The sequence below is a fragment of the Ralstonia pickettii genome, from assembly GCF_001699815.1.
Classification (GTDB): Bacteria; Pseudomonadota; Gammaproteobacteria; order Burkholderiales; family Burkholderiaceae; genus Ralstonia; species Ralstonia thomasii.
In genome coordinates, this window is sequence record NZ_MCGB01000077.1 from 25,091 (window position 1) to 37,793 (window position 12,703).

12 protein-coding genes and 1 pseudogene are annotated in these 12,703 nt (G+C 65.6%); 3 read left to right on the plus strand and 10 right to left on the minus strand.

The window, feature by feature from the left end:
- Positions 1-54: 54 nt before the first annotated feature.
- Positions 55-1,209 (minus strand): anhydro-N-acetylmuramic acid kinase, encoded by a 1,155-nt coding sequence (locus tag BEK68_RS16075; protein WP_009239121.1) that lies wholly within the window; start codon positions 1,207-1,209, stop codon positions 55-57.
- 175 nt (positions 1,210-1,384) lie between these two features.
- On the opposite strand from BEK68_RS16075, the gene tyrS reads away from it, so the two are divergent.
- The 3 genes and pseudogenes from tyrS (at position 1,385) to BEK68_RS16090 (ending at position 3,858) form a co-directional block, all read left to right on the plus strand.
- A complete protein-coding gene (gene tyrS, locus BEK68_RS16080) occupies positions 1,385-2,650 on the plus strand; it encodes a tyrosine--tRNA ligase (protein WP_004635586.1) in 1,266 nt (421 codons plus the stop codon).
- Positions 2,647-3,158: pseudogene (dtd, locus tag BEK68_RS16085) on the plus strand (D-aminoacyl-tRNA deacylase). The gene tyrS and the pseudogene dtd overlap by 4 nt, the downstream one beginning before the upstream one ends.
- 19 nt (positions 3,159-3,177) lie before the next feature.
- Positions 3,178-3,858 (plus strand): histidine phosphatase family protein, encoded by a 681-nt coding sequence (locus BEK68_RS16090; protein ID WP_009239120.1) that lies wholly within the window; start codon positions 3,178-3,180, stop codon positions 3,856-3,858.
- Here the strand turns inward: BEK68_RS16090 and BEK68_RS16095 are convergent.
- From BEK68_RS16095 to BEK68_RS16135, 9 genes are all read right to left on the minus strand, one after another.
- Positions 3,855-4,571, minus strand: coding sequence for a queuosine precursor transporter (locus BEK68_RS16095; RefSeq protein ID WP_009239119.1), 717 nt, complete (start codon positions 4,569-4,571; stop codon positions 3,855-3,857). The genes BEK68_RS16090 and BEK68_RS16095 overlap by 4 nt on opposite strands.
- Before the next feature lie 17 nt (positions 4,572-4,588).
- Positions 4,589-5,662, minus strand: coding sequence for a Holliday junction branch migration DNA helicase RuvB (gene ruvB, locus BEK68_RS16100; RefSeq protein WP_004635579.1), 1,074 nt, complete (start codon positions 5,660-5,662; stop codon positions 4,589-4,591).
- 63 nt (positions 5,663-5,725) lie between these two features.
- Positions 5,726-6,307 (minus strand): Holliday junction branch migration protein RuvA, encoded by a 582-nt coding sequence (ruvA, locus tag BEK68_RS16105; protein ID WP_004635578.1) that lies wholly within the window; start codon positions 6,305-6,307, stop codon positions 5,726-5,728.
- A gap of 100 nt (positions 6,308-6,407) precedes the next feature.
- A complete protein-coding gene (locus BEK68_RS16110; RefSeq protein ID WP_004635569.1) occupies positions 6,408-7,547 on the minus strand; it encodes a glycerophosphodiester phosphodiesterase in 1,140 nt (379 codons plus the stop codon).
- Between the two features lie 78 nt (positions 7,548-7,625).
- On the minus strand, positions 7,626-8,171 hold the full coding sequence (ruvC, locus tag BEK68_RS16115; protein ID WP_004635567.1) for a crossover junction endodeoxyribonuclease RuvC: 546 nt from the start codon (positions 8,169-8,171) through the stop codon (positions 7,626-7,628).
- 82 nt (positions 8,172-8,253) lie between these two features.
- Positions 8,254-9,828: a bifunctional phosphoribosylaminoimidazolecarboxamide formyltransferase/IMP cyclohydrolase gene (gene purH, locus BEK68_RS16120; RefSeq protein WP_009239118.1), complete on the minus strand. Its 1,575-nt coding sequence runs from the start codon at positions 9,826-9,828 to the stop codon at positions 8,254-8,256.
- Positions 9,829-9,924: 96 nt separating this feature from the next.
- Positions 9,925-10,158 (minus strand): Fis family transcriptional regulator, encoded by a 234-nt coding sequence (locus tag BEK68_RS16125; protein ID WP_004635563.1) that lies wholly within the window; start codon positions 10,156-10,158, stop codon positions 9,925-9,927.
- The gene (gene dusB / locus BEK68_RS16130; protein ID WP_009277151.1) at positions 10,155-11,222 is read right to left on the minus strand and encodes a tRNA dihydrouridine synthase DusB; all 1,068 of its coding nucleotides are present in this window, start codon (positions 11,220-11,222) and stop codon (positions 10,155-10,157) included. Before dusB ends, BEK68_RS16125 begins: the two co-directional genes overlap by 4 nt.
- Positions 11,223-11,417: 195 nt before the next feature.
- On the minus strand, positions 11,418-12,701 hold the full coding sequence (locus tag BEK68_RS16135) for an NAD(P)/FAD-dependent oxidoreductase (protein WP_009239116.1): 1,284 nt from the start codon (positions 12,699-12,701) through the stop codon (positions 11,418-11,420).
- Positions 12,702-12,703: the final 2 nt, after the last annotated feature.

The following is a 12,703-nucleotide window of genomic DNA, read 5'->3' on the forward strand; positions in this document are numbered from 1 at the left end:
TTAAAAGAAAAAGCGCACTTCGGTGCGCTTTTTTGTTGCCCGCAAAATGGGTGCTCAAGCGGGGTAGATCGCGCCAAGGACGCGAGCGCCCGATGCGCCTGTCGCGGTGTGCAGGTTGCCGTGGGCGCGGAGCACGCACTGGCGCGCGAGCCATGCGAAGGCGAGCGCTTCCACCTGATGCGCGGGCACGCCGAACGCATCGGTCGGAGCAACTCTAACGCCCGGCAACTGTTGCCCGATACGTGCCATCAGCGCGCCATTGCGTGCGCCGCCGCCGCAGACGAGCAGTGACGCTGCCTGCGGCGCATGCGCACGTACGGCATCGGTGATGGTGTCAGCAGTGAGGGCGAGCAGCGTGGCTTGAACATCTTCAGGGCGGGCGGTGTTCAGCGCATCGCCGAGGGCTTGTTGCAGCCACGCCGGGTTGAACAGATCGCGGCCGGTGCTCTTAGGCGGGGGCGCCGCAAAGAACGGCTCGGCCTTCAGGCGCTCGAGCAGGGCTTCGCCGACGCGTCCGCTGCGGGCCCACGCGCCGTCGGCGTCGTACGGGCTGTCGCGGTGCGTATGGACCCAATAATCCATCAGCGCGTTGCCGGGGCCGCAGTCGAAGCCAAGTACGGCGTCGCGCGTGTCGGAAGTTTGCGGCGGCAAGACCGTGAGGTTGGCGATGCCGCCAATGTTGCATACCACGCGCCATGCATCCGGCAGGCCGAACAGCGCGCGATGCAGCGCCGGTACGAGCGGTGCGCCTTGGCCGCCGGCCGCGATGTCTCGGCTACGGAAATCGGCAATGACGTCGATGCCGGTGCGTTCAGCCAATACCGCGGGGTGCTGGGTCTGGCGCGTGTAGCCGATGCCATCATGCGTGCCGGGCTGATGACGAATCGTTTGCCCATGGGCGCCGATGGCCTGTACATCGTGCGCGGCCAGGCCGGTGGACGCAAGCAGCCGGGCGACGCATTCGGCGTAGATCATGGCCAGCGCGTTGGCGGCCAACGCCTCGCGATGGATCTCGTCGTGGCCGGCGTGCTGCAGGTCCAGAAAGCGCTGGCGCAGTTCGGGCGAGAAGGGTACGTAGGCGTCGGCGAGGACGGCCGGGTGTTCGCCGGAAAAGTCCGCCAGCACGCCATCGACGCCGTCCAGGCTGGTGCCCGACATCAAGCCGATATAGCGATCGGCGGGGAGTGCGGTGGGGTTGGGATGGCTCATGCGCGACAGCTTACCAGCGCAATGGCAGGCCAAATGGACACATCACGGTAAAATCCCCGGATCGCGCGGCCGGCACGCCTGAATCGATGTCGGCTATCGTGCACGCACCGTTTCCCTGATTGTTGATCCGTTCGCGCCGTTTTCCACGTGCGGCGCGGTGACCTTTCCTTTTGCCATGACTGCATCTGCCACTCCCGCCGCTTCCGACAACGCCACGCCGGGCACACTCAAGTATCCGGTCACCCCGGAGGTGGCGCACGCGATGGAAGTCTCGCTGCGCGGCTGCGACGAACTGCTGATCGCCGCCGAGTGGGAGCAGAAGCTGGCCAAGAGCGCTGCCACCGGCGTACCCCTGCGCATCAAGCTGGGCCTCGATCCCACGGCCCCTGACATCCACATCGGCCACACGGTGGTGCTCAACAAGATGCGCCAGTTGCAGGACCTAGGGCATCAGGTGATCTTCCTGATCGGCGACTTCACGTCGACCATTGGTGACCCGTCCGGCCGCAACGCCACGCGCCCGCCGCTGACGCGCGAGCAGATCGAAGCCAACGCGCAGACGTACTACCGCCAGGCCAGCATGGTGCTGGACCCGAGCAAGACCGAAATTCGCTACAACAGCGAGTGGTGCGACCCGCTGGGCGCGCGCGGCATCATCCAACTCGCCGCCAAGTACACCGTCGCCCGCATGATGGAGCGCGATGACTTCACCAAGCGCTACAAGGCCGGCGTGCCGATCTCGGTGCACGAATTCCTCTACCCGCTGATGCAGGGCTATGACTCGGTCGCGCTCAAATCGGATCTGGAACTGGGCGGCACCGATCAGAAGTTCAACCTGCTGGTCGGCCGCGAACTGCAGAAGGAATACGGCCAGGAGCCGCAGTGCATCCTGACGATGCCGCTGCTGGTGGGCCTGGACGGCGTCGAGAAGATGTCCAAGTCCAAGGGCAACTACGTCGGTATCAGCGAGGCGCCCAACGAGATGTTCGGCAAGCTGATGAGCATCTCCGATGACCTGATGTGGACGTACTACACGCTGCTGTCGTTCCGCCCGCTGGCCGAGATCGACCTGATGAAGCAAGAGATCGCGCTGGGCCGCAACCCGCGCGATTGCAAGGTGATGCTGGCGCAGGAGATCGTTGCCCGCTTCCACAGCCAGGCCGATGCCGAGCGCGCACTGGAAGATTTCAACCACCGTGCCCGCGGCGGTGTGCCGGACGACATTCCGCAGATCGAGCTGTCGGGCGCACCACTGGGTATTGCACAACTGCTCAAGCAGGCTGGGCTCTGCCCGTCCACGTCGGACGCCAACCGCAACATCGAGCAGGGCGGCGTGAAGATCGACGGCACCGTCATCAGCGACAAGGGCCTGAAGGTCGACGCCGGCACCTTCGTGATGCAGGTCGGCAAGCGTCGCTTTGCGCGCGTGGTGCTGAAGTGATTGGGCTGATCCAGCGTGTGTCCGAGGCGGCGGTCCGTGTGGACGGCCGCGTCGTCGGCGAGATCGGCCCGGGTTTGCTCGCACTGGTCTGTGCAGAACGTGGGGACACCGCCGCCGAGCCGATCGTCTGCTGGAGAAGCTGCTGAACTATCGCGTGTTCTCCGACGCGCAGGGCAAGATGAACCTGCCCGTGCGCAACATCGACGGCAACGGGCAGGCGGGCGGCTTGCTGGTCGTATCGCAGTTCACGCTGGCGGCCGATACCAAGTCTGGCACACGGCCGAGCTTCACGCCCGCTGCTGCGCCGGAAGATGGGCGCCGCCTGTACGAACACTTCGTGGCGCGCGCGCGTGCCCAGCATCCCATCGTGGCAACCGGCGAGTTTGGCGCCGACATGAAGGTGTCGCTCGTCAACGATGGCCCGGTCACGTTCTGGCTGCAGATTGCGCCGCAAGCCGCAGCATCTGTTGCCAAGACTGCCGCGCCGGAAGCGGCCAAATCTGTCTGATTCGTCCAGGAACCCTGAGATGCCACGCGCCGCCGCCATCCCCCTGCCGATGCTGCAGATCACCCACATCGTGCTCATCCGCCACGGCGAGACCGACTGGAACCGTGAACGGCGCCTGCAAGGCCAACTCGACGTGCCGCTGAACACGCAAGGGCTGGAGCAGGCTGCGCAGTTGGGCAAGGCACTCGCGCGCGAGCGGTTCGATGCGGTCTATGCGAGCGATCTGTCGCGCGCCAGGCAGACGGCGCGGGCGCTGGCAGATGAAGTGGGCGTGCCCGTGCGCGACGACGCCGGTTTGCGCGAGCGCTGCTACGGCCAGTTCGAAGGTCTGACCTACGCCGAAGTTGCCGCACGGCATCCGGACGACTTTGATGCCTGGCAGAACCGCGTGCCCGAATTTGCCCCGCCCGGCGGCGAGACCCTCACTGAATTCCACGAACGTGCGGTCGAGACTGCGCTCCGGCTGATCCGTCGCCACCCCGGCGAGCGCATCGCGCTGGTCAGCCACGGCGGCGTGCTCGATTGCCTGTACCGCCACGCCAACGCCATGACGCTCACCGAGCCGCGCCAGCACGAGCTGCGCAACGCGAGCATCAACCGGCTTTCATCCGATGGTCATCAACTGACCGTGTTGCAATGGGGGGATGTCGCGCACCTGGATTTGCTGGTGCTCGACGAAGTGGACCGCCGTGTTCCTTAAACCTTCAGCCGGAACGGCGTGAAGTTGGTGTCGCGGTCGTAGTAATCCTCGTTCTCGGCGCGCTTGAGGAAGGCGACGACGCGGTAGGTGAGCGGCGTTGCGACGATTTCCCAGCCAGTCTTGAGGATGTATTGCGCAATGGCGACACGCAGCACCTGTTCGTGGGGCCAGATGCCGTAGAAGGCGATCACGTAGAACAGCGACGAATCGACCGCCTCGCCCACCACGGTGGATCCGACGATGCGCGTCCACAGCCATTTTCCTTCCGTCGCGATCTTCATCTTCGCCAGCGTGTAGCTGTTGGCGAAGCTGCCACACCAGAACGCAATGAGCGACCCGGCGACGATGCGCGGCGTGTTGCCGAACACGTCGTTCAGGCTCCTCTGATAACCGGCCATGAAGGGCGCCACCGGTAGCGCCAGCACGACCAGCGACATGAACGACGCAAAGATCAGTGCGGCAAAGCCCGCCCACACCACGCGCCGATCACGCCCGTAACCGTACACCTCGGTGAGGATGTCGCCGAAGATGTAGGAAATTGGAAAGAACAGCACGCCAGCGCCGAAGGTGACCGATCCGAGCACCGGCAACGTGACCTGCGCCGCCTTGGACGCGCCGATCAGGTTCGAGCACAGCAGCACTGTGACGAAGGCCGCCATGATGAAGTCGTAGTATCGGAACGTGCGGTTCGGGTGGTGCGGGGCGGCAGACATGTCGGGGCGCGCGGGGGTTATTGGTTGTCGTCCCAGAGGTCCCGCACCGGGCCGCTCTTGGGAGCGCCCAGCCCGAAGTGCTGGTATGCCGAAGCCGTGGCCACGCGGCCGCGTGGCGTGCGCTGCAGGTAGCCTTGCTGGATCAGGTAGGGCTCGAGCACGTCTTCGATCGTGTCGCGCTCTTCGCCGATGGCGGCGGCCAGGTTGTCGATGCCGACCGGGCCGCCGTTGAACTTGTGCAGGATCGCCTCGAGCAGCTTGCGGTCCATCAGGTCGAAGCCGACCGCGTCCACGTCGAGCATGGCGAGGGCGGCATCGGCGACTTCGCGGGTGATGATGCCGTCGGCCTTGACTTCGGCGAAGTCGCGCACGCGACGTAGCAGACGGTTGGCGATACGGGGCGTGCCGCGCGAGCGCTTTGCAATTTCCAGCGCCCCCTCGTCCACGATGTGGGCGTTCAGCAGGCCTGATGAGCGCGTGACGATCTTTGCCAGTTCGGCAGGCGTATAGAACTCCAGCCGCGCGACGATCCCGAAGCGATCGCGCAGCGGGTTGGTCAGCATGCCGGCGCGCGTGGTGGCGCCCACGAGCGTAAAGGGCTGCAGATCAAGCTTGACCGAGCGCGCCGCCGGGCCCTCGCCGATCATGATGTCGATCTGGTAGTCCTCCAGCGCCGGGTACAGAATTTCTTCCACCACGGGCGAGAGCCGGTGAATCTCGTCGATGAAGAGGACGTCGTTGGCTTCGAGGTTGGTCAGCAGTGCAGCCAGATCGCCCGGGCGCTCCAGCACGGGGCCGGAAGTCTGGCGCAGGTTGACGCCCATTTCGCGCGCGATGATGTGCGCCAGCGTCGTCTTGCCGAGACCCGGCGGGCCGAACAGCAGCACATGGTCCAGCGCTTCGCTGCGGTTCTTGGCCGCGGTCATGAAGATGTCGAGCTGGCCGCGCACCTTTTCCTGACCGACGTATTCGTCGAGCAGCTTGGGGCGCAGCGCGCGCTCGAACGCCTCCTCATTGGGGGAGGCGGGGGAGGCTGAGATGATGCGCTCAGCAGAGACAGCCTTGGCGGCGAGCTTGTCGGTTTCGATCATGACGGGCAGACGGCGCCGGAAAGGCGCGAGCAGGCCATTCTACCGTCTTGCCGCGCCCGGGCGTCAGCCCTTGGACAGCGCCTTGAGCGCCAGCTTGATTCCCTCGGACACGCCCGTGCCGGCCGGCACCTGCTTGATGGCGAGCGCCGCTTCCTTGTCGGAATACCCTAGTGCCAGCAGGGCGTTGAGCACGTCGACCGCGTCGTCCGAGACGGCTGGGCCGCCGGGCACCGTACCCAGGTCGGCGCCGAGCTTGCCCTTGAGTTCGAGCAGCAGGCGCTCGGCCGTCTTCTTACCGATGCCCGGGATGCGCGTCAGCCGCCCGGCTTCCTGCAGCGTGACGGCCTGCGCGAGTTCGGCCACCGACATGCCCGACAGCACCGCCAGCGCGATGCGCGCGCCGATGCCCGAAATCTTGATGAGTTGGCGGAAGGTTTCGCGCTCCGCGGCGGTGCCGAAACCGTAGAGCAGGTGCGCATCCTCGCGCACGATCTGCTGCGTGAGCAGGACGACCTTCTCGCCGGTGGCGGGCAGGTTATAGAACGTGCTCATCGGCACGTCGATCTCGTAGCCGACGCCGTGGCAATCGACCAGCAGATGCGGCGGGTTCTTTTCGATCAGCGTCCCGGCGATGCGTCCGATCATGGGTGGGGTTCCTCCTCCAAAACGGGACGCAGTGTAGCCCAAACCTACTGCGCGGCCCGATCCAGGCTCGGCCGCTCGCTACGGTTCCGATGCGCGAAGACTAGCGCTTGAAGGTCGACACGGCTTGCCGCCCGACCGCCGGATCGTCGGTAAAGAAGCCATCGACGCCCGCGCGCAGGAACGCCTGGATCTCCGTGATCGAGCCGTTGACGTTGCGCGTGTTGTCCGCACCGCTGCGCAGCGACGGCGGCAGGAAGGTGTTCTCGGGGCGGAACGTATATGGATGGACCACCAGCCCGGCGTTGTGCGCGTTGCGGATCAGGTCGGTCGGATCGGTCAGCTTGCCGTTCGCATCCAGGCCCATGATGCTGCTCTTGTCCGGGCCGACGCCGTTGGCGTATGCGGCGATGTCGCGCATGCCTTGGCTCGTCATCATGTCGCCGAAGGTACGGCTGTCTTTGGCGACCACAAAATCGTAGGGCTGTCGGCCGGATGTGCCCATCAGCTGTACGAGTTTCCAGTTCGGTTGGCTGCCGCCGATCTTGTTGCGAATGGCCTTGAGATTGGCCACCTCGAACGACTGGATGTAGACCGTCGTGCGGCTGGCCGTGAACGCGTCACGGCGCAGGCCGTCGATCAGCCGGTCTTCCAGCGGCAGGCCGATCGACTGGAAGTACGTCGGGTGCTTCGTCTCCGGATAGATGCCGATGTTGCGGCCGAGCTTGGCGGATTGGTCCCGCGCCAGCGCGATGATCTCGTCGAGTGTGGGGATGTCGAACTGGTCGTTGTAGGCGACGTTGTCGGGGCGGATGTTCGGGATGCGCTCGCGTGCGCGCAGCGTTTTCAGTTCTCCAAGCGTGAAGTCTTCGGTGAACCAGCCCGTGACGCTCTGGCCGTCGATCGTCTTGGTGGTCTTGCGCCCGGCAAACGCTGCCACGTCGGCCACGTTGGTCGTGCCGGAGATCTCGTTCTCGTGGCGCGCAACCAGCACGCCGTCTTTGGTGGAGACGAGATCCGGCTCGATGATGTCCGCGCCGTCGTCGATGGCTTTCTGGTACGAGGCCAGCGTGTGCTCCGGTCGCAATGCGGAGGCACCGCGATGGCCGATCACCTGGATGGTGGCGATGGGCGTGGTGTTGCCACCGCCACCGCTGCCGTGGTGGTACTCCAGCCGGCAGGCGTAGAGGGCGACGGACGTACTCAAGATCAGCAGGCTCGGCAGGATGAGGCGGCGAGGCATCGGGGGCTCCTGAATACGGGTACCCGCATGGTAGTCGCCGTGCCCGGATGCCGCTACCTGCGGGCTTCAAGAATCCTGTCAGCCGACGAGGCGGCCGCGCCGCACGCGCAGCCCCTTTTGCGCAAGCTGTGGCGCCAGACCGGCCATGGCGGCCAGCGTCTCGCCGCCGTGCGCATGGCAGATCGCCACGCCCAGGGCGTCGGATGCGTCCGCGCCGGGTTTGCCCTCGAGGTTGAGCAGGCGCACGACCATCTCCTGCACCTGATCCTTGTTGGCGCGGCCATAGCCGACCACGGCCTGCTTCAGTTGTAGCGCGGTGTACTCGAACACGGGCAGGTTGCCGCTCATCAGGCCGCAGATCACCGCGCCGCGGGCTTGGCCCAGCAGCAGCGTCGATTGCGGGTTGACGTTGACGAACACCTTTTCGATGGAAGCGCAGTCCGGCCGGTATGTGCTCACCAGTTCGGACACGCCGTCATACAGCGTCTTCAGGCGGCTGGGCAGGTCGGCATTGCCGTTGCTCTTGATCGTGCCCGAGGCCACGTAGACGAGCTTGTGGCCGTGCCGTTCGAGCACGCCGAAACCCGTGGTGCGAAGGCCGGGATCGATGCCGAGGATGCGCATGAAGGAAGTGGGCAGAAATGGAAACGGGGCAAGGCGCCAGTTTACGCCTTGCCCCGTTCGTTCGTCGCGTGGACGATGTTGCTTAGTGGCGGAAGTGGCGCGTGCCCGTGAAGATCATCGCCACGTTGCGTTCGTCGGCGGCGGCGATCACTTCATCGTCGCGTACCGAGCCGCCCGGCTGGATCACGCACGAGGCGCCAGCATCGACCACCACGTCCAGGCCGTCGCGAAACGGGAAGAACGCATCCGATGCCACAGCCGAACCGGCCAGCGTCAGGCCTGCGTTCTGTGCCTTGATGCTGGCGATGCGGGCCGAGTCCACACGGCTCATCTGGCCGGCGCCCACACCCAGCGTCATGCCGCCGCCGCAGAACACGATGGCGTTGGACTTGACGAACTTGGCGACGCGCCAGGCAAACATCAGGTCGTCCATTTCCTTTGGCGTGGGGTGGCGCTTGGTAACCACGCGCAGCTCGCTCGGCTGCACGTTCTTGGCGTCCGGGCTCTGCACCAGCAGGCCGCCGCCAACGCGCTTGAAGTCGTACGCATTCACGCCCTTGCCCAACGGAATCTCCAGCACACGCACGTTTTGCTTGGCGGCGAACACGGCACGTGCGCCTTCCGAGAAGCCCGGGGCGATCAGCACTTCCACGAACTGCTTGGCCACCACCTGTGCGGCTGCTTCATCCAGCGGCACGTTGAAGGCGATGATGCCGCCGAAGGCCGAGGTCGAGTCGGTCTTGAAGGCCTTCTCATACGCTTCCTGCGCGGTGCCGCCGATGGCCACGCCGCACGGGTTGGCGTGCTTGATGATGACGCATGCAGCGCCGTGGGCCGCATCGAACGACTTCACGCATTCCCACGCGGCATCGGCGTCGGCGATGTTGTTGTACGACAGCTCCTTGCCCTGCAGTTGCTTGTAATTGGCGAGCGCGCCGTCGACGGCTTTCAGGTCGCGGTAGAACGCGGCGGACTGATGCGGGTTTTCGCCGTAACGCATCTCCTGCACCTTGTCGAAGGCGAGGTTCAGCGTCTGCGGATAGGCGCTGCGCGTGCTGTGCGACTTGTCGGCGCCGAGGCTCGTCAGGTAGTTGGTGATGGCGCCGTCGTACTGCGCGGTGTGCGCGAACACCTTCTTGGCCAGCATGAAGTTGGTTTCGTAGCCGACCGTGTTGTTGTTGGCCTGCATTTCGGCCAGCACGGTGGCGTAGTCGGCCGGGTCAACGATGACTGTCACATCGCGGTGGTTCTTGGCCGCCGAGCGCAGCATGGTCGGGCCGCCGATGTCGATGTTCTCGATGGCGTCGGCCAGCGAGCATTCGTCCTTGGCCACCGTCTGCTGGAACGGGTACAGGTTCACCACCAGAAGGTCGATGGTCGGGATGCTGTGTTCGGACAGTGCGGCCATGTGCTCGGGCAGGTCGCGACGGGCCAGGATGCCGCCGTGCACCTTCGGGTGCAGCGTCTTGACGCGGCCGTCGAGCATTTCCGGAAAGCCGGTGTAGTCCGCCACTTCCGTCACGGGCAGGCTGGACTCGGCGAGCAGCTTGGCGGTGCCGCCGGTGGAGAGGAGCTTGACGCCGCGCTCGTGCAGGGCACGGGCAAAGTCGACGATGCCGGTCTTGTCGGAAACGGAAAGCAGGGCTTGCTGGATCATGGTGGAAACGCCGGTGGGCGGGTGTGGCGCTGGGTTTGCCGAACTGGCAGGAGGCGCCGTCAGAAAGGAAATCGGTTCAAAGGCCGGCCCGCAACCTCAGATGAGGCCGTGCTGCTGCAACTTCTTGCGCAGCGTGTTGCGGTTGATGCCGAGGTAGTCGGCCGCCTGCGACTGGTTGTTGGAAGCCCATTCCATCACGGTTTCCAACAGCGGCCGTTCAATGGCCTGCAGCACCATGTCGTAGACGTTGGACGGGTTCTCGCCGTCCAGGTCACGGTAATACGCATCCAGGCTGTCGCGGATGCAACGTTCGATCGGGTTGCGGCTCATGCGGCAAGCAGTTCCTTGTTGTTGTCGTTGTTGCCCGTCCTGGGGTGGTCGCCACCGGTCGCCTGGTCTTCGTAGACCAGACGGTCGGACAGCGCACGCTGCTCGTCGAAGAACGCATTGACGGCGGCCAACTGGGCCGCGGTGTCCTCGATGGTGTTCATGCGGTGGCGGAACAGGTTGGCCCCCGCCAACCCGCGCGTGTACCAGGCGATGTGCTTGCGTGCGGTGCGCACGCCGGTGTATTCGCCATAGAACGCGTAGTGCTCTTCCAGATGCGCGTTCATGATGCCGCGAATCTCTTCCACCTCCGGCGCCGGCAGCAGCGTGCCGGTCTGCAGGAAATGCTCGATCTCGCGGAACAGCCACGGGCGCCCCTGCGCCGCGCGGCCGATCATGATGGCGTCGGCGCCGGTCACGGCCAGCACGTGCTTGGCCTTGGCCGGCGTGGTGATGTCGCCGTTGGCCACCACGGGAATGCGCACCGACGCCTTGACCGCGGCGATGGTGTCGTATTCCGCTTCACCGTGATACAGATCGGCGCGCGTGCGGCCATGCACGGTCAGCATGCTGATGCCGGCGTCCTGTGCAATGCGCGCCACGCTCAATGCGTTGCGGTGTTCGCGGTCCCAACCGGTACGGATCTTGAGCGTCACGGGCACGCGGTCGCCGACCGCACCCACCACGGCCTCGACAATGCGCTGGACCAGCGGCTCGTTCTGCAGCAGGGCAGAACCAGCGGCCACGTTGCACACCTTCTTGGCCGGGCAGCCCATGTTGATGTCGATGATTTGCGCGCCGCGATCGACGTTGTAGCGCGCGGCCTCGGCCATCATCATCGGCTCGGCGCCGGCAATCTGCACGGCGATCGGCTCGACCTCGCCCGTGTGGTTGGCGCGCCGCATGGTCTTCTCGCTTTTCCAGAGCTGCGCGTTGGACGCGACCATCTCGGACACGGCATAGCCCGCGCCCAGCCGCTTGCAGAGCTGCCGGAACGGGCGATCCGTCACACCCGCCATGGGAGCGACGAACAGGTTGTTGCGAAGGGTATGCGGTCCGATCTGCAAGGCTGTCGAGGAAGACGCGGCTGAAAGAAACGAAAAATCACCCCTTCCGCCCAGAGTCGAATGATGATCGGGCGGAGCGACGGGAGTGAAAAATGCGAGGACGGGATTTTACCGCCAAACCGCCGGATTGCCTAAATGTTGTGCACAAACTATGCGGCAGTGCGGTCGGCGGCCGGGTTCTTGCCGTGGCTGGCGCTAGCGGAACCGTTGCAGGCCGTAGGGGCGGCCGTCGATGAAAGGCGTGCGCTCGCTGACCAGATCGGCGATGAGTCGGGCGGTGCCTGGCGCGCCTGTCATGCCCAGGTGGCCGTGCCCGAACGCGAAGAACACGTTGCGGTAGCGCTCCGAGCGGTCGATCACGGGCAGGCTGTCGGGTAGAGAGGGCCGATGGCCCATCCATTGGCTGTCGTCCGTAAAGCCGAGGCCGGGGAAGAGCTGCTGGCCCTGTCGCATGAGGATGCGGGCGCGGCGGTAGTCGGGCGCAGCGTCCAACCCGCCGATCTCCACGGTGCCGGCAATGCGCAGGCCGCCTTCCATGGGCGTCGCGATGAACTTGCGCTCGCAATCCATGATTGGCCGTGAAGGCTGCACGCTGGGCGCGCGCAGCGTGGCGTGATAGCCGCGTTCCGTGTTGAGCGGAATGCGGATGCTGGTGAGCTTTGCGCCCAGCCGCATCGACCACGCACCCGCGCACAGCACCAGCTTCGACACGGGCAGCGTGCCGCAATCGGTGTGCAGCCGCGTCGGGCCGCCGTAGTCGCTTCGGCCGAATTCCACGTCCAGCACCTTGCGGCGCAGGAAGGTGCCGCCCGCTGCGGCAAAGTTGGCCGCCAGCGTCTTGACCAGACGTTCCGGGTTGACCGTGAAGCCGTTGTCGGGCAGCAGCAGGCCGGATTGGATGTCGGCGGCCAGTGCGGGCTCGAGTTCGCGCGCTTCGCCGGCGCTCAGGGCTTGCGAGCGCACGCCGGTGGCATCGCGAATGGACTGCGCCAGCACATCGCCCGACGAGCGCGCCAGCGTGCGCCACACATACAGATGGCCCGTCTGACGGATCAGGCCGTCATATTGCGCGGCGTCGAGCAGGTTTCGATAACCGGGAAAGGTCGCGCTGAAGAGACTCGCCAGCGGCTGCGCCGTCGCACGGGCCTGCGTCTCGTTGCCCGCAAACACCCATTGCAGCAGCCAGGGCAGCGCGCGCGGCAGATAGTGCCAACGTACCGTCAGCGGGCCCATTGGATCGGCCAGCCATTTGGGCACCTGCTTCAGCATGCCCGGTAGCGCCATCGGCACGACCGACGCCACGCTCAGGCAGCCGGCGTTGCCGAACGAGCAGCCTTCGCCAATGCCGGCCTGATCGAGCAGCGTGACCTGGTGGCCATCCCGTTGCAATTGCAGTGCGCACGCCGTGCCGACAATGCCGGCGCCCACCACGGTGATCTGCTGGCGGTCGCCTGCAGCGCCTACCTCGGCACACGCCATCC

Excerpts from the sequence above, each read along its gene's own strand:
- BEK68_RS16075 (WP_009239121.1), bottom strand. The coding sequence starts at position 1,209 with ATGAGCCATCCCAACCCCACCGCACTCCCCGCCGATCGCTATATCGGC.
- tyrS (WP_004635586.1), top strand. The coding sequence starts at position 1,385 with ATGACTGCATCTGCCACTCCCGCCGCTTCCGACAACGCCACGCCGGGC.
- BEK68_RS16090 (WP_009239120.1), top strand. The coding sequence starts at position 3,178 with ATGCCACGCGCCGCCGCCATCCCCCTGCCGATGCTGCAGATCACCCAC.
- BEK68_RS16095 (WP_009239119.1), bottom strand. The coding sequence starts at position 4,571 with ATGTCTGCCGCCCCGCACCACCCGAACCGCACGTTCCGATACTACGAC.
- ruvB (WP_004635579.1), bottom strand. The coding sequence starts at position 5,662 with ATGATCGAAACCGACAAGCTCGCCGCCAAGGCTGTCTCTGCTGAGCGC.
- ruvA (WP_004635578.1), bottom strand. The coding sequence starts at position 6,307 with ATGATCGGACGCATCGCCGGGACGCTGATCGAAAAGAACCCGCCGCAT.
- BEK68_RS16110 (WP_004635569.1), bottom strand. The coding sequence starts at position 7,547 with ATGCCTCGCCGCCTCATCCTGCCGAGCCTGCTGATCTTGAGTACGTCC.
- ruvC (WP_004635567.1), bottom strand. The coding sequence starts at position 8,171 with ATGCGCATCCTCGGCATCGATCCCGGCCTTCGCACCACGGGTTTCGGC.
- purH (WP_009239118.1), bottom strand. The coding sequence starts at position 9,828 with ATGATCCAGCAAGCCCTGCTTTCCGTTTCCGACAAGACCGGCATCGTC.
- BEK68_RS16125 (WP_004635563.1), bottom strand. The coding sequence starts at position 10,158 with ATGAGCCGCAACCCGATCGAACGTTGCATCCGCGACAGCCTGGATGCG.
- BEK68_RS16135 (WP_009239116.1), bottom strand. The coding sequence starts at position 12,701 with ATGGCGTGTGCCGAGGTAGGCGCTGCAGGCGACCGCCAGCAGATCACC.